Here is a 19196-nt window from a genome sequence, read left to right on the forward strand (position 1 = left end):
AGTGTCTAGATTATCTGTGGCGATTCAACATAATTTAATATTCCCAACGCGTTGGTTTTGATATGCGGGAATATTACCTGTGTATATTCCTATTTTTCCTGTTGTGGCCCCTGACATGGCGATCAGCAAATCGCCCTTTTCGATAGTAAAACCTTCAGCGCCCTGAAGAACATGGACCGCAGAACTATCGGTGGCACATGTACCGTCTAAGTCAGAAATTCTAATTACTGGGTATGAATGGGCCCCAGGAGTGACATATTCAGTACTTTTAAATGCAAAACCATTTTTAAGATATAGATAGTCGCCAAGAACGGCTTGTACCCACCCTTCCGGCAGTTTCCCCCCACTCATGCCTTCACCTCACCAAACGCTTCATTCAGCAACTGACGCTGCGCATCCGCCTCATCGCCCGCGCCCAGCTCGCGCATCAATGCATCCAGCTCGCCCAGCGCCTGCACCAGCTCGCCCATCGCCTCTGCCGCCAGCACGTCCGGTTCCGGCAGGCTGTCGGCGTCGATGCTGTCCTTATCCTTCAGCCAGGAGATATCCAGCGAATCGGATTTTGCGCTGCGGATCCACTCGCGGCTGAACTTACGCCAGCGGCTGGTGGCTTGGTGCTGGTCGGTGTTTTTGTTCTCTTCGCTGTCAGCAACTTCCGTCTCTTCAGCGTTAAAGCTCCACTCACCCTCGGTACGCGGGCTTAAGCCGTGCGGATCTTCGCCGTAGACGGTTTCAAACGGCTGCAGGTGCTGTTCGGTAAACGGCGTGCGCTTGCCGAAGCTCGGCATATTGGTCCGCAGGTCATACACCCACACGTCGTCGGTGCAGTTTTTATCCTGATTCGGATTGGCTACCGTGCCTTTGGTAAAGAACAGCACGTTGGTTTTGACGCCCTGAGCGTAAAAGATGCCGGTCGGCAGACGCAGGATGGTGTGCAGATGGCATTTGTCCATCAGGTCGCGACGAATATCCGTGCCCTTACCACCTTCAAACAGGACATTATCCGGCACGACTACCGCCGCACGGCCGCCGGGGCGCAGTGTTTCGATAATATGCTGCATAAAGCACAGTTGTTTGTTGCTGGTGGGGTGCACGAAGGTGCGGGTAATGTTGGTGCCCGCGGCGCTGCCAAACGGTGGGTTGGTGGCGACGATATCGGCCTGCGGTAAATTCTCGCCGTCGCTGCCCAGCGTGTTGCCCAGACGGATGGCGCCGCCGTGGTCGAGGTTGCCTTCAATATCGTGCAGCAGACAGTTCATCAGCGCCAGACGACGGGTGCCGGGCACCAGTTCGAGGCCGATAAACGCGCGGTGGATCTGGAAATCTTGGGTGTCGCCATCAAGGTCATCCAGATCGTTAGTCTGTGATTTCACGTAACGGTCGGCTTCAATCAAAAAGCCTGCGGTCCCGGCGGCCGGATCCTGCACCACTTCACGCGGCTGCGGCTTCAGCAGATGGATAATGCTTTTGATCAGCGGACGCGGGGTGAAGTACTGACCCGCGCCGGATTTGGTTTCGTTGGCGTTCTTTTGCAGCAGCCCTTCGTACATATCGCCGAAATCGTCGCGGGACTTCCCGTGATTGCCATTGTACCAGTCCAGCGCGTCCATATAGCTGACCAGCTCAGTCAGTTGTTTGGGTTGCTCAATGGTGGTGCTGACATTATGGAATACCGCCTGCACTAGCTTTTTCTCATCAGAACCTAACTGAACCAGCAGGTTACGGTAGAACTGCATCTGATCCTGGCCAATGCGCGATTTCAGGTCATCCCAGCGGTAGCCTTCCGGCAGGTAGTCCGCTTCCTGACCGGTCTCTTTGCACATTTTCAAAAACAGAAGCGAGGCGAGTTCATTGACGTAGTTTTGATAGGAGACGCCGCCGTCGCGCAGGTTGTCGCACAATTTCCACAGCTTGGCGACCAGATCGTTATTGTTCATTGAAGATCCCATGTAAAACAGCGGCCCTTATCGGGGCCGCAGAAGAAGAAATTGTTGGGTAATATACACAAAATCATTCAAGTTGCATCAAGGCGGCAAGGGAATGAATCCCCAGGAGCGTACATAAGTACGTGACTGGGGTGAATGAGCGCAACCAACGCGGAGGCAGCTTGAAGGATGAAGTGTATACGCGTCAGGCGAGCTCGTCCCAGATATAATCGCTGAACTTATCCAGCACGCTGTCGAGGTCGTCGTCAAAGGCACGCTGTAACATTGGCTTACCGCCGCGACGATGGAAATTGCCGGTTTTGAAAACGTCATCGTCGAGCACCACTTTCTCTTTTAGCGCCTGTGCTAAACGGTCGAGCCAGCTTATCTGCTCGTCGCTCCAATCGTTCTCGCCCTTGATACGCGTCAGTGCGTGGTCGACACGCTCGTCGAACGGTTTGAGCGCATCGCCCACCGCCGCACGACGGATATGGCCAATTAGCCTGGCGGCGATATCCTGATTGCGCGTCGCTTTCCACGCGCTGCGCAGGGACGACTCTTCAAAATGCTGGCGGTCAAACCACTCCTGCAATTCCACCAACCCTTTACGGGTGAGGTCGCGCGGGCGATTGATCACCGCCTGCAGCGCCGGCTGGGCGTTAGGAGCATGCTGCACCAGCGCATCGAACGCTTCGAGGAAATCCTGCGGTGTGTCGTAATCGCCGTACAGCGATTTGACGCTCACCACCTCATCGTCGATATCGAGAAAAATAGGGGCCTCGCGCAGGGCGTTGATATCGGTTTTCAGCCTTTCGAGGCGGGCGATTAAGCCGGGGAGCTTATTGAAAATCTCGGCGCTCCAGTGCGGCCCTTTTTCCCGCAGGCGTGAAGCCAGACTGCCGAAGTTAACGCCAGCGGCATCCAGGCACAGTTCGTCCAGACGGCGGACCTGCTTATCCACCGTTTCGCTGCGATCGCGGTTAAAGGTGGCAAGACCGATAATCCGCTGCAGCTTGGCGACCAGCTGCTCATGACTGTGCTCGGCAAAGCTGCGGCCATCCGCTTCGATGGTTTTGTAGGTTTCTGAGTCGGTAATTTCGTTGACCAGCGTTTGCAGTTCCACCTGCGGACGCACAACCACCGGGCGCATGGTGTCGACGCTTTCCAGCGAGCTGTAGATATCCACGCAGTCGAAAATCTTAAAGCTGGTTTTGCCCACCGACGGGCACAGACGTGTGGCGCGCCCCTTCATTTGCTCGTAGAGAATGCGGCTTTTGACTTTGCGCAGAAACACGATATTGCAGATAGACGGGATATCCACGCCGGTGGTCAGCAGGTCGACGGTGACCACGATATTGGGCAGCCGCTCTTTGTTGAAGCGGACGATCATGCTTTGCACTTTCTTCGCGTCTTTATCGGCATCACCGGTGATCTTGATGATCGCGTCGTGCTCCAGCTGCGGGTACTTTTTCTTAAACGCGGTACGCAGCTCATCAACCACCATGTCGGCATGGGCGTTGGTGACGCAGAACACCAGCGTTTTTTGCTGCCCGGTGGGATCCAGATATTTGGTGAGCTCGCCGCATACCGCGCGGTTAAACGCCGGGATCACCAGGCCACGGTTAAAGTCGGCGACCTCAAAATCCTGATCGTCGGCCAGCGTGTCGTTGATCAGCTCGCCCTGTGGGTTCAGGCGTTCCACCTGTTCACCTTCGGATAGATAGACGCCATCCTGCGCGTTGCGGGTGACGATCTGAATAGGCGGATCTTGGTCAATCAGGTAGCCGTCGATCACCGCCGTACGGTAGGTATAGCGGTAAACCGGTTCACCGAAAATATCGACCGTGTGCAGCGCTGGCGTAGCGGTCAGAGCAATTTTTACTGCATCGAAGTGATCGAGAATGCGACGGTAGGCGGAAACGTAATCCAGCTGGCTGCGGAACTGCAGCTCGCCTTCGGTCTGCTCTTTGTCGAGAATGTAGCCGCGGTGCGCTTCATCGACGACGATACAGTCGTAGCGACCGACCGGCATCGGTTCATCAGATTGCAGCGTGCGCTTGACCAGGGACTGCACCGTGGCGACGTGAATTTTGGTGCTGTCTTCCGGGAATTTGTCGGTCAATCCTTTGATATCAAAAATGCTGTTAAAAGTGTCGCCGTTAATTCGTGTGTCTTCAAACGACCCCAGCGCCTGTTCGCCAAGCGAGCGACGGTCGACCAGGAACAGAACGCGTTTGAAACGCTGCGATTGGATCAGGCGGAACATCAGGGCGATGGCGGTACGGGTTTTACCGGTACCGGTCGCCATCGCCAGCAGGATCTCTTGCTGGCCGTTAACGATAGCCTTTTCTACCGCACGGACGGCATCTTCCTGGTAATAGCGCAGGCCGAGTTCGCTCATGCCGGGATTTTCAGCAAACCACTGATTCTGCTTTTGCTGGTCGCTGCCCAGCATATCCAGCAGCTCTTCCGGGCGATGCCATTCCGGCAGCGCTTTTGACATGTTGGTGGTGTGGCGGATGTCGCGATACCAGATGCCGCTTTTGGTCTTCATCGCCGCGCGGTATTCACGCCCGTTGGTGGAGTAGCAGAAGGGGATTTTAAAGCGCTGTTTACCGCTGGTGTCCTGCCAGCTGATTTCATACTCCGGCACGGCTTCGTGTACTTCGTCGGGAGCGTAGTGCTCAAGTAGCGTGTCGCGTAAGAAGGCGTTATCGAAGTATTTGCTGTAGCGGTAAGATTCGTTGAGCTTGCTAGGCACATCGGTATTTTTGCGTTTTGCTTCAACGACGGCGATGGGCTTAAGGCCAACGAACAGCACGTAATCGGCAAAGCCTGTTTTACCCGTTTCATCTGTACCCGTCGGCCATTCGGCTATCGCTTTGTTGACACCGGGTTCCGGGCGAGCGCCTTTGGCAAAGCGCAGCGTTTTGCTATCGGCCTGCCAGCCCGCTTTACGCAACTGGGCGTCAATCAGGAAGCGACTCTCTTCTTCGCTGAGATTCAGCGTGCGCTTGATAGCCTGGGCGGTGATCTCTTTGTGGTAGGCTTTACGTTCCTGTTCGGTCTGTTTTGCTAACTCGGCATTTTTGGCAGCGAGCTGTGCTTCCAGGGCAGCCACGCGGGCTTTGGTCTGGGCTTCGGTTTCCTGTTGCTTACCTTCGAGAACGGCAATGTAGCCATTGAGTGCAATTAAGCGTTGCTGCTGAGCTTCCAGCTCTGCCTGGCTGTGTGCTTTTTCCTGTGTCTGCTGCTCCAGTTGCTGTTTGAGAGTGAGAACTTCGGCGTGGTAGCGCTCCTCGTCGTGCTCAGGCATCACAAACGTTGGCACCGGGAAATCGTAATCTTTGGTCACCAGCCGGTAGTACCAAACGGCAAGACGGAATCCGAGGCGCAGACACATCTGGGCATCATCGAGATCGTTATGGTATTCGTGAACGGCCTGATTGCCGATACGGCGCAGCTTATGGAAAACGGAAAGAATGCTATCGTCAATGAAGGCGATTTTGCCCAGCTCACGCAGCAGGTCGTGCTGGTTTTCGCAGGGAGGAATATCCAGTAATAACCCCAGGTGTTTGGCCGTCGCTTCGCCAAACATGCGCATTTTTACCAGTGTCGTATTCGGATCGTCGGGGTAGTTGTTTTCCGCCGCGCAGGCAATGGCGTAAGTGAAATCGTTCACGCCTTTCAGGAAATCGAAGTTGGATTTGTTCATGCACGTTCCGCGTTCCGGCCAGCCTTTGGAATGCTGACATATTAGGATAATCCGTTAAAGGATGAGGCATCAGTGCATGCTACCTCTCTCCAGTTGTACATTCAATCGTCAGAATTTAATGTAACTCACTATTTTGTAAGTATGTTCTCAACTTCCTGTACCACTTTTGTTCTGTTTTAATAGGCAGTTCTCACTCGTTCCTGTTTTTGTGCTTTCTTCATTAAGGCTTTCAATGCCTCAATAGTGAGTGAGGGTTTTTGTCTGTGGATCATGGCATGGCAATTGGGGCAGACAGGACGAAGGTCTTTTACAGGATCCAGTTTGTAGCGTTCTCCAATATCAGAAAGCGGTGTAATATGGTGGACGTGGATATAATCCTTCCCGGTTTCACCATACGTTTCCTCAAAATCCATATTGCACACGCTGCACTGACAGCCGTAATGATCTATGCATTTGTCTCTTGCCGTTTTACTACGTTCGTATTTGTTAACTTTGATTTGCTTTACGGCACCTTCGTAAAAGGTTTCCGGAACATCATCTGGGTAATCGATATTCAACCGAGTGGAAAGCGATTCTGCTTTTTTGATGCCATCAGGTGTGAGCTTCCAGACACCAAGGCCTGATTCTTTTGCATTGTGGAGGTACTTGTAGTCAACAAGTTTTTTCCTCGCCCATTGGACCATGTTGTTCCATTGAGGGCGATTAGTATCATCAGGGAGTAACATGTTCATTTCTTCGTTTGTAAGGCCGAACTCCTTGCCCAACGGCTCGTAACATGAGGAGGAACTTACTTCTCCCCCTCTGGTGTAAATATTTAAAAGCAGGGGGATTTCTATCTCTTTATAACTTGGAAACGACATGTTGATCACCATCAATGGATTAATATTTTTATGTCCTGAAAACTTCTTGTTGATGCCACTCAATAAATTTGTCTTGAGGATAGTCCTCTTTATTTTTTGGAAGATGAATCTGAACTCCTGAAAAGTCCCAAAATAGCCTGGAGACAATATTACTGCCATTTACTGCAGACGAAATTCGTACCCGCATACTCTCATCCAGCCCAATCGAACCTTTATCAAAGGCTTTATGGTGGATTGCGCACAGCGCCAGTCCGTTTGAAATCTCGCACGGGCCGCCGTGCTGTTTCCATTTAATATGGGCAGCTTCCAGGGCGACAGAGGTGCTGTCGTGGCGCATATTGAAGCCACAAATGGCGCACTCATAATTATAGGCACGCAGAACCTGCTGGCGGAACAACGGGTCCCGCTGTTTGCGGATTTGCAGGATATCAAATCCCAGTTCATCCGCGATCTCTTCCTGAATGCTTTCGGTGAAGTGCGCCTCAAGGATTTGCTGGGCCAGGGCATTAATGAGATTCTTGTTCTTTTTCAGCAGGGCAAAATGCTGTTCATCAAAGCCTCCGGCAACGTTATGCGTCACCAGTTCTCCGGCAGGGGGCTGTTTGCTGCAACCGGACGTTGAACAATGCTCGGCGTTTTGTAGCTCCCAGAACCCATCTCCCTGTAAGCGCCAGAAGGGCATATCCGGGCGGTACTGCGCGCGTTGTGGTCCAAATCGTTCCAGCAGGCTATGCAACGGGTCGCGAACTTCCGTACCGTAGTCAAACAGGCGACCGTGACCCTGCTGATAACCCGCCAGCACATGAAGCAGCAGCAGGGGCTTGTGCGGCGCGCGCTGCTCGCCTTTACGCCAGATGGTGATGTCGGCAATTGCCTGTTGCAGGGTTTTACTGGAACTCATTGATTTCATTATCAGGTAAATAATTGCGATGATGCTCGCAAAATATCACCTGATCAAGGGGGGATGAGACCGATACACTAGCTTCGGTATTATTCATCGTACTTACTCATTATCTTTCACACGCCTGAATATCCCCATGCTCCAGAAAACAACGCCTGTAGGCATCTGGCCAAAAATGCGATCTAACTCACTGAAGCAAATAGCAAACTCTGAAACAACACTGATTTGTACACTTTGCTTTACACTTTTAGTGATGTGAATCACAAATAGTTACCCGCGAAGTGATCCGACTCTCACAAAATGGGGTGTACTCATTCACCAATACAAAATGAGAACAGCCTGGAAAGTAAAGTTTTCAGTATTTCCGGTCGCAGATAACGCTCAACAGCGAACGACAAAACAACACGCAAAAAAAACTTGTTGAATATGAATAGTTAAAAAAATGACGTGTGATTTGCATCACTCACATTTACAGCTTTTTGAATTATTGCCAGTGATTAATGTTGCTCGGACTATTTCCATAATCAATTAAATCTTGCATAGTGCCTGCACATTATTTCACCCCCTGACGCAGGAGGCGAATAGTTATATTTCATCAGACTTTATTGATGGACCAGGTATGCATTACTTCACATTAATACGTACATGACCACTGTTACTGGAGAAACAAAATGAATTATCCGGCAGAACCCTTCCGTATTAAAAGCGTTGAAACTGTATCTATGATCCCGCGTGATGAACGCCTTAAGAAAATGCAGGAAGCGGGTTACAATACTTTCCTGTTAAATTCGAAAGATATTTATATTGACCTACTGACCGACAGTGGCACCAACGCAATGAGCGACAAGCAGTGGGCCGGAATGATGATGGGTGATGAAGCGTACGCGGGCAGCGAAAACTTCTATCATCTGGAAAGAACCGTGCAGGAACTGTTCGGTTTTAAACATATTGTTCCGACTCACCAGGGACGCGGCGCAGAAAACCTGTTATCGCAGCTGGCTATTAAACCTGGGCAATATGTTGCCGGGAATATGTATTTCACCACTACCCGTTATCACCAGGAAAAAAATGGCGCGGTGTTTGTTGATATTGTTCGTGACGAAGCGCACGATGCCGGTCTGAATATTGCGTTTAAAGGTGATATCGATCTTAAAAAATTACAAAAGCTGATTGACGAAAAAGGTGCCGAGAATATTGCCTATATCTGCCTGGCGGTGACGGTTAACCTCGCGGGCGGGCAGCCGGTATCGATGGCAAACATGCGTGCGGTACGTGAACTGACAAAAGCACACGGCATTAAAGTATTCTACGACGCTACCCGCTGCGTAGAAAACGCCTACTTTATCAAAGAGCAAGAGCAGGGCTTTGAGAACAAGAGCATTGCAGAGATCGTGCATGAGATGTTCAGCTACGCCGACGGTTGTACCATGAGTGGTAAAAAAGACTGTCTGGTGAATATCGGCGGTTTCCTGTGCATGAATGATGACGAAATGTTCTCTGCTGCCAAAGAGTTAGTCGTGGTCTACGAAGGGATGCCATCCTACGGCGGCCTGGCCGGACGCGACATGGAAGCCATGGCGATTGGCCTGCGCGAAGCCATGCAGTATGAGTACATTGAGCACCGCGTGAAGCAGGTTCGCTACCTGGGCGACAAGCTGAAAGCTGCTGGCGTACCGATTGTTGAACCGGTGGGTGGTCACGCGGTATTCCTCGATGCGCGTCGCTTCTGCGAGCACCTGACGCAGGACGAGTTCCCGGCACAAAGCCTGGCTGCCAGCATCTATGTGGAAACTGGTGTACGTAGTATGGAGCGCGGTATTATCTCTGCGGGCCGTAATAACGTGACCGGCGAACACCACAGACCGAAACTGGAAACCGTGCGTCTGACGATTCCACGCCGCGTTTATACCTACGCGCATATGGATGTCGTGGCTGACGGTATTATTAAACTTTACCAGCACAAAGAAGATATTCGCGGGCTGAAGTTTATTTATGAGCCGAAGCAGTTGCGTTTCTTTACTGCACGCTTTGACTATATCTAAACAATAATTATGGCCCCATCTCAGGATGGGGCTTTTTTGTATTTCTTTTCCATGAACAGGAAGCCTTTGCGGTGCCCGTTACCGTGACATAACTAAAAAAAGTAAACCCTGACTCCGACATTTTTATTATCCGCATGATGTACAAATGACAGCTGTAATTATAACGAATAGTCTACAGGAACATTTATCATGGATATTAATGCCATTGAGCGACAGAGTAGTACCCCCGGACTAATTAGCGGAACCATGTTGGTTATCGCGACCGTAGTGGGTGGCGGAATGTTTTCCCTGCCGATTGCGATGGCTGGCGTATGGTTCCCCGGTGCGTCGGTTATTCTTCTGTTTATTGCCATCATGATGTTATTAACCGGCCTGATGCTGGTTGAAGTTAACCTGCATTATGGCGCTGGTGCCAGTTTTAATACCTTTACCCAGGATTTATTAGGCCGTAAGTGGAATATCGTGGTCGGCATCGCTTTCGGTTTTGTGCTATATATTCTGACCTATGCCTATATCTCCGGTTCATCGGCAGTGATGGCGCAAACCGTATTCAAATACAGTGGTGTACGTTTTCCGGCAAATATCTCGGTGATTATCGTCAGTATGCTGGTTGGGGCAATTGCCTGGTACAGCTCGTTGCTGGTTGGACGCATCACTACCGTGCTGATTATCGGTAAGTTTGTAGCGTTCTTTGCTACCTTCTCCGGACTGGTAGGCCATATCGAAGTGGCGAAACTTGTCGACAGCGTAGCGGTGGCGCTGCCTAATTCGCAGTATCTGCCGTATATCCTGATGACGCTGCCGTTTTGCATTATCTCGTTTGGTTTTCACGGTAACGTGCCGAGCCTGGTCAAGCTATATGGCACGCGTGGGATTTCGAATATTACGCGCTCTATTATCATCGGCACGCTGTTTGCCCTGCTGCTGTATATCTTCTGGTTAGCCGTTACGATGGGCAACATTAGCCGTTCCGCATTCCCGCCGATTATCGCTAAAGGCGGCAATATCGACGTGTTTGTTGAAGCCATCAGCGGGTTGTTCACCAGCCGTTATATGGATCTAATCCTGACCTTCTTCGGCAACTTCGCGGTCGCCAGTTCCCTGCTGGCGGCGACGCTTGGCCTGTTTGATTATATCGCCGATCTTTTCCATTTCCCGGATGACGGCATGGGCCGCCTGAAAACCGCACTGGTGACCTACTTCCCGCCAGCCGCCGTGTGCTTCTTCTTCCCGAACGGTTTTGTGCACGCGATTGGTTACGCCGGTCTGGCCTTTACCATCTGGAGTGTGATCCTGCCGCCGTTCCTGGTGAAAGCCGCACGGAAGCGTTTTCCGACCGCCAGCTATACCGCGCCGTGTAATAACACCGTGCTCAACCTGGTGATTATTTGTGGGGCGGTTGTCTATCTGACGGTGGTTCTGGACGTATTTGGTCTGCTGCCAACGTTTCGCTAGCGCAGGAGGCGTTATGTTTATGACATTGCTACGATTTCAGCATCCGCTGGTCTACCGTTTTGCGTGGCTTCGTCTGTGGGTCAGGGTGTTAAGGGCGTGCGGGCTGCGCAAGTGAAAGGGGGCTAGTTGCCGGATGCGGCGCTTGCGCCTTATCCGGCCGACAAATGAACGTGAAACGCAGGCCTGATAAGCGAATCGCCATCAGGCATTACACGCGGAAGTAGCGTGGTGGGATCAACGCAGAAAAGGCGTCGAACTTCTTCACCATCTTTTCCCAGAACAACATAACAACAATCCTCGATTTGAAACATCGGCGCTATTTTAGTCAGCGCCGACAAATCGTAAAGCCTGTCACCTCGTTCCGATCCCGGGGCGGTGTAAACCTTTATGGTCACCGCTTCGTCAAATACGATTGCCGCGAATTTGGCGGGGTTGACAACGAGTTACGCCATAAACCAGTAATAAAACAGACCGACTTTCAGGCCGAGGATCACAATGTAGGCGCAGCAGTATTTCATGGTGCCAGACATTATCTGGTTGGCCTGACCGTCCATTTTGGTGGCTGAAACTGCGATGGCGATGCTTTGTGGTGAAATCATTTTTCCGCCCGTTGCGCCGGAGGTGTTGGCCGCCGCCAGCCAGTTGGGATCGATATGCAGCTTACTGGCGGCAATGGTTTGCAGCTTGCCGAACAGAATGTTCGAGTTGGTATCGCTGCCGGTAACGAACGTGCCCAGCGCGCCAATCACCGGGGCGAGGAAGACGTATGAGCTGCCGGTCAAATCAACAATCGACTGGGCCAGCGTGGAGATAATCCCACTGAGATCCATCACCGTGGCCAGCGCGACGATCGCCATAATCGCCACAATGGAATTTTTAAGCTGGAAAATAGTTTTGATAAACACTTCCAGCATCCCACGTGCCGATGCTCCCTGAATAAAACCGCCGATAATGGTCGCAAAGATGATCAGCATCCCCGGCGTGGTCACCCATTCAACTTTCAGCGCCAGCGTTTTGCCGTCGGCGAGCGTGAAATGCAGTACCGAGGCCAGTTGGGACGCCGCAGCTTTTATCGTCGGGAACAGCGGCGAACACAGCAGGATAAAGACAAAAATAAACAGATAGATAGAGCCCACGCGGAACAACACTTTTGCCGAGCGCGGCGTGGTTTCGCGGGTATGGCTGACCTCAATGCGCCATTCGGGATCGGTTTTCCCTTTGCGCAGGCGGCTGACCATCGCGACGGCAAGCAGGCTGACCAGGCTCCCGGCAAAGGCGGGCAATTCCGCGCCAAGATGGATAGCGACAAAATATTGCGGAACCAGCGTGGTGATGCCACACATCAGCGTGATTAGAAATACGCCGCGAATGGCTTTCAGGCCACCGCCAATTATGCAGACAATGACAAACGGCAGCAGGATATTAAACAGCGCCAGCTGCAAAATAATGGTTCCGCCTAAGGTATAAACCGGCAGATTAACCTGTTCCGCCAGAATAGAAACCGGGATCCCGACCGCGCCGAATGCGGTGGGAACGGTATTTGCCACCAGAGAGGCGATCGCCGCCTTCAGCGGGTTGAATCCGAGCGCAATAAGAATGCCGATTGGAATGGCGACCGCCGTACCATAACCCGCCGCAGCTTCAAGGAATCCGCCAAAGCACCATGAAATCAGCAGCACCTGAATACGCTTATCTTCGCTAATGCTGGCGAGAATGTCGCGCAGAATATCCAGCGCTTTGGTTGCCTGCATGACGTTATAACTGAAGATAGCGCCGAGGATCACAATCACGATCGGCCATAATCCCTTCAGTGCGCCATAGCCTATCGCGGCTTTCAAATTCTGTACGGGCATTTCCCAGAATAGTGCTGATAGCGCGGCGGTGAAAACTAAAGAGATTAGCACAGAATAATGGATGGGCATTTTTAGTTTTAATATTAAAAATACCATCAGTAGTAACGGAGAGAGTGCCAGGGCAAACATAAAATATTCGTTCATTGCTATTCCTGATTGGTTCATTAAACCTGATTTATATTTATGGCGGGGAGGCTACCTTGCTGAATTAATAAAAGCTGTAAACTGAATCGCTTCAGTGGATAAAGTAATTATGATTTGTGGTTTTGTAACTATTGTAATCTTCTAATTAAAAATTAGCGCCGTGTAAATATACTTAAGATCAAGCTGAATACCCATAAGTAGTTATTTAACAACCTCTTTGATAATGGTAGTGACGAGAATAGTTATCTCCTGAAACTATTGTTAAGGTGTTAATAATGCTGTGATTTTAAATATAAAAATGTGAGCGATGCCGAAATAAATAAACCTGGGTATTGCATGTCTGAGTCGATTAGAGGATTATTTTGTTTTATCATACAAATGAAAATGCAGACATTTGCGATTGTCCTGATATAAGAAATGGAGAGTCGCCATCAAAGGAAAACGATCTGAGCATCATTATGAACCCAGGCATTAGTAAAACGAGCAAACCGAAAAACTGGGTGTGAAAGACGATTGAACCTTTGCTTGATATAGCAATATCAAGCGCAATAAACAGAAATGAAGCAATGGAGTAGTTATTGTGAATGTAAATTTCTTTGTTACCTGCATTGGTGACGCACTGAAATCACGGATGGCACGAGACTCCGTATTGCTGCTGGAAAAACTGGGTTGTCGCGTGAATTTCCCCGAGAAGCAAGGGTGTTGCGGTCAGCCAGCCATCAACAGCGGTTACATTAAAGAAGCGATCCCCGGGATGAAAAACCTGATCGCCGCGCTGGAAGATAACGACGATCCGATTATCTCTCCGGCAGGCTCCTGCACCTATGCGGTAAAAAGCTACCCGACCTATCTGGCCGATGAACCTGAGTGGGCGATCCGTGCTGAGAACGTTGCCGCGCGTATGCAGGATCTTACCTCTTTTATCGTCAACAAACTCGGCGTGGTGGATGTCGGCGCCAGTCTGCATGGCCGTGCCGTATATCACCCCTCCTGTAGCCTGACCCGCAAGCTGGGGGTGAAGGAAGAGCCGCTCACATTGCTGAAAAACGTACGCGGGCTGGAACTGCTGACGTTTGCCGATCAGGACACCTGCTGCGGCTTTGGCGGGACGTTCTCGGTCAAGATGGCTGAAATATCCGGCGAGATGGTGAAAGAGAAAGTTTTCCACCTGATGGATGCGAAGCCGGAATATTTGATTGGCGCAGACGTCAGCTGCCTGCTGAACATTGGCGGTCGACTGCAACGGGAAGGTCAGCCGGTCAAAGTGATGCATATTGCTGAAGTGCTGATGAGCCGCTGAGGGAAAGTAAATGTCGATAAAAACCAGCGATGTAGAATTTAAACTGCGCATTCGTCAGCAGATTGAAGACCCGATCATGCGCAAAGCCGTGGCCAATGCGCAGGAGCGTATCGGCGCGAATCGACAGAAAATGGTCGATGAGTTAGGCCACTGGGAAGACTGGCGCGATCGTGCCAGCCAGATCCGCGATCACGTTCTGAGCAATCTCGATGCTTACTTGTATCAACTCTCCGAGAAAGTGACGCAAAACGGCGGGCACGTCTATTTCGCCAAAACCAAAGAAGAGGCCACCCGCTACATTCTGCAGGTCGCGCAGAATAAAAATGCGAAGAAAGTGGTGAAGTCCAAGTCGATGGTGACCGAAGAGATCGGCGTTAACCATGTGCTGCAGGATGCCGGAATTCAGGTGATCGAAACCGATCTCGGCGAGTACATCCTGCAATTGGATCAGGATCCGCCTTCGCACGTAGTGGTCCCGGCTATTCATAAAGATCGCTATCAGATCCGCCGTGTGCTGCACGAACGTCTGGGCTACGACGGCCCGGAAACGCCGGAAGCCATGACCTTATTCATTCGCCAGAAGATCCGCGAGGATTTCCTGAGTGCCGAAATCGGTATTACCGGTTGCAACTTTGCCGTGGCGGAAACCGGCTCGGTGTGTCTGGTGACCAACGAAGGTAACGCGCGCATGTGCACCACGCTGCCGAAAACGCACATTGCGGTAATGGGTATGGAGCGTATCGCACCGACGTTTGCCGATGTGGATGTGCTGATCACTATGCTGGCGCGCAGCGCCGTGGGCGCACGCCTGACGGGCTACAACACCTGGCTGACCGGCCCGCGTGAGGCGGATAACGTTGACGGACCGGAAGAATTTCATCTGGTGATTGTCGATAACGGGCGCTCGCAGGTGCTGGGTTCAGAGTTTCGTGATGTGCTGCGCTGTATCCGCTGCGGGGCCTGTATGAACACCTGTCCGGCGTATCGTCATATCGGCGGGCACGGCTATGGCTCTATCTATCCAGGCCCCATCGGCGCGGTGATCTCTCCGCTGCTCGGCGGCTATAAAGATTTTAAAGACCTGCCGTATGCCTGTTCACTGTGCACGGCCTGTGACAGCGTCTGTCCGGTGCGGATCCCTCTGTCAAAACTGATCCTGCGTCATCGCCGGGTGATGGCCGAGGAGGGCATTACCCCGAAAGCCGAGCGACGGGCGATCAAAATGTTCGCTTATGCCAACAGCCATCCAGGGCTGTGGAAGGTCGGCATGATGGCCGGGGCCCACGCGGCAAGCTGGTTTATCAATGGCGGTAAAACGCCGCTTAAGGTTGGCGCGATTGGTGACTGGATGGAGGCGCGCGATCTGCCTGATGCTGACGGCGAGAGTTTCCGCAGCTGGTTTAAGAAACATCAGGCGCAGGAGAAAAAAAATGGATAACCGTACCGCATTTTTAAACACCGTCGCCCAGGCGCTGGGTCGCCCGCTGCGTTTCGAGCCACAAGCGGATGCCGCGCCGGTTAACAACTATGCCAACGAGCGCCTGACCGAACTGAGCCCCGAGCTGCGCTGCGAGGCGTTTATCCAGTTTGCCAGCGAGGTGATGCTGGCCCACTGCGAACTGACCCGCGAGGATCAGGCGGCAGACGCGGCGCTCCGTCTGTGTGAGGAGCTGGGGTCGCAACCGGTGGTACTGAGCGGCGACAGTCGGCTGGTGGAACTGGGCATTACCGAACGCTTACAGCAGGCATGCAACGCCGTGGTCTGGGACCCGGCGCGCGGTAGCGAAAATATTACCCAGGCCGAGCAGGCTAAAGTCGGCGTGGTCTATGCCGAGTATGGCCTGACTGAGTCCGGCGGCGTGGTGCTGTTTTCTGCGCCGGAGCGTGGGCGTTCCCTGAGCCTGTTGCCGGAGTCATCGATTTTCGTGCTGCGTAAAAGCACCATCCTGCCACGCGTGGCGCAACTGGCAGAAAAACTGCATCAGAAAGCGCAGGCCGGTGAGCGTATGCCGTCGTGCATTAACATTATCAGTGGACCCAGTTCGACAGCGGATATTGAGCTTATCAAGGTGGTTGGGGTGCATGGCCCGGTGAAGGCGGTGTATCTGATTATTGAGGATTGCTAAGACGGGATGGAAAACCGCTCTGGCGCTACTGGCCAGAGCGGGACAGACGTTATGCAATCATGCTGATGATCAACACGATTATCAGGCCCACCACGGAGTTCACCAGTTCCAGCAGACCCCAGGTTTTCAGCGTATCCTTCACCGACAGGTCAAAGTAGCCTTTGAACAGCCAGAACGAGGCATCGTTGATGTGGGTCAGGGTGTTGGAGCCTGCCGCCGTTGCCAGCACCAGTAACGCCGGATCGACGCCTACCAGTTGACCGGTTGCCGGGTCGAGGATGGCTGCGCTGATAATTCCCGCCGCCGTCATGGCTGAGACCACGCCCTGGCCGGTCGCCAGACGAATCAGCACGGTTATCAACCACGCCATGATGTACGGAGAAATATTGCCGTGCGACATCAGCATACCGATGGTGTCGCCAATGCCGGTATCGATGATGGTCTGCTTCAGTACGCCGCCCGCGCCGATGATCAGGATCACCATAGCGATACTTTTCACCGCGTTTTCAAAGGCGTTCATGACCCATTGCATATCGTGACCACGCGCGGTACCAAACAGCACGAAGGCAACAATCATGGCGATGAACATCGCAATCGGTGAAGAGCCGAGGAAGTTGACCACTTCCCATGCTTGTGTCCCTTTTACCAGCCAGATATTGGCGATGGTGGTGGAGATCATGATGATCGCCGGGATCAGCGGCACCAGAATAGACACGCCAAATGACGGTAGATTGTTCTGGTCAACCGGGACGTCGGCTTTCATGAATGACGGCGTCGGACGATCGAGGTTGCCGAGGAATTTCGGCAGGATAAGCCCGGCGCAGATCACGCTCGGAATGGTCACCAGAATACCGTAGATGTAGACCATGCCCATGTCAGCGCCGTAGGCGTTAACCAGCGCCACCGGGCCAGGCTGCGGTGGGAACAGGGAGTGAGCGGTGGTGGCGGCGGCAACGGCGGGAATCGCCAACTTAAGGAAGGGGATCTTCGCTTCTGCAGCAATGACGATCACCAGCGGCGCCAGCATAATAAACGCCACTTCATAGAACATCGCCAGGCCGAAGATCAGACCAATAATGATCACCGACAGCTGCACATAGCGCAGGCCGAGGCGCGCCAGTAGCGTATGGGCAATCTGATGCGCCGCCCCGGAATCAACCATCAGCTTACCGATGACCGCCCCGAATACAACGATAATCGCCAGCTCTCCCAGCGTACTGCCGAAACCGGATTTCATGGTGTGCAGCAGCTCCATTAAATCCATACCCGCCAGCATACCGACCGAGAGCGCCGCCAGCAGCAGGGCGACCATCGAGTTTATTTTGAATCTTAGATTAAGTACCAGCATCAGACCGATGCCGAATACGACCCACAGAATATTGAGAACGTGCATAAAACGTCTACCTTCTTTTGGTTGAACCATTATGATTTTGGTTGAGATGTTACATATATTGGTTAACCATTGATGCGATAGATGTCACATTGCGTTACATGTTTACATATTTACCGTGTGTTTTTGCGGCATACATAGGATCTCAACGCCTTTCATTGTGATTTGGTTAACCAATTTTGGCGTTGAGGTTGACATGTAATACCAAAAGGAGGAATTTATGCGCCATATCGTCGAGTCCATAACGTAAACGAGGAATAAAACATGGAACAGACATGGCGCTGGTATGGCCCTAACGATCCGGTCACCTTAGCGGATGTGCGTCAGGCGGGTGCCACGGGCGTTGTCACCGCCTTGCACCATATCCCGAACGGGGAAGTGTGGACGGTTGATGAGATCCTAAAGCGCAAAGCGATTGTTGAGCAGGCGGGCCTGGTCTGGTCGGTCGTCGAAAGTGTGCCGATCCACGAAGACATTAAAACCCGTTCTGGCAACTATCAGCAGTGGATCGCCAATTACCAGCAGAGCCTGCGTAACCTGGCCCAGTGCGGCATTCGTACGGTGTGCTACAACTTTATGCCGGTTCTCGACTGGACCCGTACCGATCTGGAATACGTCCTGCCGGACGGCTCCAAAGCGTTGCGTTTTGACCAGATTGAATTTGCCGCCTTTGAGTTGCATATCCTCAAACGCCCGGGCGCGGAAGCGGACTACACTGCCGAAGAAATTGTTCAGGCGAATGAACGCTTCACCACCATGAGCGATGAAGACAAAGCGCGTCTGACCCGCAATATCATCGCCGGTCTGCCTGGCGCGGAAGAAGGCTATACCCTCGATCAGTTCCGTCAGCACCTTGAGCGTTACAAAGATATCGATAAAGCTGCGCTGCGCGAGAATTTTGCCGTCTTCCTGAAAGCGATCATTCCGGTGGCAGAAGAAGTGGGTGTGCGTATGGCGGTCCATCCCGACGATCCGCCGCGCCCGATCCTCGGCCTGCCGCGTATTGTTTCCACCGTGGAAGATATGCAGTGGATGGTAGATACGGTCAGCAGCATGGCGAACGGTTTTACCATGTGCACTGGCTCCTACGGTGTCCGTGCGGACAACGATCTGGTTGACATGATCAAACAGTTTGGTCCGCGCATTTACTTCACCCATCTGCGCTCCACGCTACGTGAAGATAACCCGAAAACTTTCCATGAAGCGGCGCATCTTAACGGCGACGTTGACATGTACGAAGTGGTGAAAGCGATCGTCGAAGAAGAGCAACGTCGTAAAGCTGAGGGTAAAGAGGATCTGATCCCCATGCGGCCGGATCATGGTCACCAGATGCTTGACGATCTGAAAAAGAAAACCAACCCTGGCTACTCCGCGATTGGTCGCCTGAAGGGGCTGGCGGAAGTACGCGGTGTTGAAATGGCTATCCAGCGCGCTTTCTTCAGCCGTTAAAGCAGATTTGCCGGTCACCTGTCTGGCCGGCTTTTT

13 protein-coding genes are annotated in these 19196 nt (G+C 52.3%); 6 read left to right on the forward strand and 7 right to left on the reverse strand.

Annotated elements, in window-relative coordinates:
- Window positions 1–24 precede the first annotated feature (24 nt).
- The 5 genes from FDX11_RS20540 to FDX11_RS20560 form a co-directional block, all read right to left on the reverse strand.
- A complete protein-coding gene (locus FDX11_RS20540; protein ID WP_137398469.1) occupies window positions 25–351 on the reverse strand; it encodes a restriction endonuclease subunit S in 327 nt (108 codons plus the stop codon).
- Entirely contained in the window at window positions 348–1937 is a 1590-nt protein-coding gene (gene hsdM / locus FDX11_RS20545) for a type I restriction-modification system methyltransferase (RefSeq protein WP_137398470.1), read from the reverse strand. The genes FDX11_RS20540 and hsdM overlap by 4 nt, the downstream gene beginning before the upstream one ends.
- 193 nt (window positions 1938–2130) lie before the next feature.
- Entirely contained in the window at window positions 2131–5640 is a 3510-nt protein-coding gene (gene hsdR, locus FDX11_RS20550) for a type I restriction-modification system endonuclease (protein WP_137398471.1), read from the reverse strand.
- Between the two features lie 176 nt (window positions 5641–5816).
- Window positions 5817–6563, reverse strand: a complete 747-nt coding sequence (locus FDX11_RS20555) for a winged helix-turn-helix domain-containing protein (RefSeq protein WP_249360752.1) — start codon at window positions 6561–6563, stop codon at window positions 5817–5819.
- The gene (locus tag FDX11_RS20560) at window positions 6529–7401 is read right to left on the reverse strand and encodes a phosphorothioated DNA-binding restriction endonuclease (RefSeq protein WP_061382821.1); all 873 of its coding nucleotides are present in this window, start codon (window positions 7399–7401) and stop codon (window positions 6529–6531) included. The genes FDX11_RS20555 and FDX11_RS20560 overlap by 35 nt, the downstream gene beginning before the upstream one ends.
- A gap of 671 nt (window positions 7402–8072) precedes the next feature.
- Between FDX11_RS20560 and FDX11_RS20565 the strand changes: the two genes are divergently transcribed.
- On the forward strand, window positions 8073–9443 hold the full coding sequence (locus tag FDX11_RS20565; protein ID WP_038636869.1) for a tyrosine phenol-lyase: 1371 nt from the start codon (window positions 8073–8075) through the stop codon (window positions 9441–9443).
- A 189-nt stretch (window positions 9444–9632) separates the two neighbouring features.
- Entirely contained in the window at window positions 9633–10898 is a 1266-nt protein-coding gene (locus tag FDX11_RS20570; protein WP_042312624.1) for an aromatic amino acid transporter, read from the forward strand.
- Between the two features lie 443 nt (window positions 10899–11341).
- Here the strand turns inward: FDX11_RS20570 and FDX11_RS20575 are convergent, their stop codons facing one another.
- Complete coding sequence (locus tag FDX11_RS20575; RefSeq protein WP_079225574.1) at window positions 11342–12895, reverse strand: L-lactate permease; 1554 nt, start codon at window positions 12893–12895, stop codon at window positions 11342–11344.
- Window positions 12896–13475: 580 nt separating this feature from the next.
- On the opposite strand from FDX11_RS20575, the gene FDX11_RS20580 reads away from it, so the two are divergent.
- Genes FDX11_RS20580 through FDX11_RS20590 form a run of 3 tightly spaced genes read left to right on the forward strand, consistent with a single transcriptional unit; the run spans window position 13476 to window position 16321 of the window.
- Window positions 13476–14195 carry a (Fe-S)-binding protein gene (locus tag FDX11_RS20580; protein WP_042312620.1) on the forward strand — a complete coding sequence of 240 codons (720 nt, stop codon included), beginning with the start codon at window positions 13476–13478 and terminating at the stop codon, window positions 14193–14195.
- A gap of 10 nt (window positions 14196–14205) precedes the next feature.
- On the forward strand, window positions 14206–15633 hold the full coding sequence (locus tag FDX11_RS20585; RefSeq protein ID WP_079225573.1) for a LutB/LldF family L-lactate oxidation iron-sulfur protein: 1428 nt from the start codon (window positions 14206–14208) through the stop codon (window positions 15631–15633).
- Complete coding sequence (locus FDX11_RS20590; RefSeq protein WP_137365108.1) at window positions 15626–16321, forward strand: lactate utilization protein C; 696 nt, start codon at window positions 15626–15628, stop codon at window positions 16319–16321. The genes FDX11_RS20585 and FDX11_RS20590 overlap by 8 nt, the downstream gene beginning before the upstream one ends.
- Window positions 16322–16370: 49 nt before the next feature.
- On the opposite strand, the gene gntP is transcribed toward FDX11_RS20590, so the two are convergent.
- Window positions 16371–17714, reverse strand: coding sequence for a gluconate permease GntP (gntP, locus tag FDX11_RS20595; protein WP_038636883.1), 1344 nt, complete (start codon window positions 17712–17714; stop codon window positions 16371–16373).
- Between the two features lie 261 nt (window positions 17715–17975).
- On the opposite strand from gntP, the gene uxuA reads away from it, so the two are divergent.
- Window positions 17976–19160 (forward strand): mannonate dehydratase, encoded by a 1185-nt coding sequence (uxuA, locus tag FDX11_RS20600; protein WP_137350411.1) that lies wholly within the window; start codon window positions 17976–17978, stop codon window positions 19158–19160.
- Window positions 19161–19196: the final 36 nt, after the last annotated feature.

Source organism: Citrobacter sp. wls714, assembly GCF_005281025.1.
In the GTDB taxonomy this organism is placed as follows: Bacteria; Pseudomonadota; Gammaproteobacteria; order Enterobacterales; family Enterobacteriaceae; genus Citrobacter; species Citrobacter werkmanii.

Bases quoted from the DNA above. Each gene is read 5' to 3' on its own strand.
- FDX11_RS20540 (WP_137398469.1), bottom strand. From the start codon at position 351: ATGAGTGGGGGGAAACTGCCGGAAGGGTGGGTACAAGCCGTTCTTGGC.
- hsdM (WP_137398470.1), bottom strand. From the start codon at position 1,937: ATGAACAATAACGATCTGGTCGCCAAGCTGTGGAAATTGTGCGACAAC.
- hsdR (WP_137398471.1), bottom strand. From the start codon at position 5,640: ATGAACAAATCCAACTTCGATTTCCTGAAAGGCGTGAACGATTTCACT.
- FDX11_RS20560 (WP_061382821.1), bottom strand. From the start codon at position 7,401: ATGAGTTCCAGTAAAACCCTGCAACAGGCAATTGCCGACATCACCATC.
- FDX11_RS20565 (WP_038636869.1), top strand. From the start codon at position 8,073: ATGAATTATCCGGCAGAACCCTTCCGTATTAAAAGCGTTGAAACTGTA.
- FDX11_RS20570 (WP_042312624.1), top strand. From the start codon at position 9,633: ATGGATATTAATGCCATTGAGCGACAGAGTAGTACCCCCGGACTAATT.
- FDX11_RS20575 (WP_079225574.1), bottom strand. From the start codon at position 12,895: ATGAACGAATATTTTATGTTTGCCCTGGCACTCTCTCCGTTACTACTG.
- FDX11_RS20585 (WP_079225573.1), top strand. From the start codon at position 14,206: ATGTCGATAAAAACCAGCGATGTAGAATTTAAACTGCGCATTCGTCAG.
- FDX11_RS20590 (WP_137365108.1), top strand. From the start codon at position 15,626: ATGGATAACCGTACCGCATTTTTAAACACCGTCGCCCAGGCGCTGGGT.
- gntP (WP_038636883.1), bottom strand. From the start codon at position 17,714: ATGCACGTTCTCAATATTCTGTGGGTCGTATTCGGCATCGGTCTGATG.
- uxuA (WP_137350411.1), top strand. From the start codon at position 17,976: ATGGAACAGACATGGCGCTGGTATGGCCCTAACGATCCGGTCACCTTA.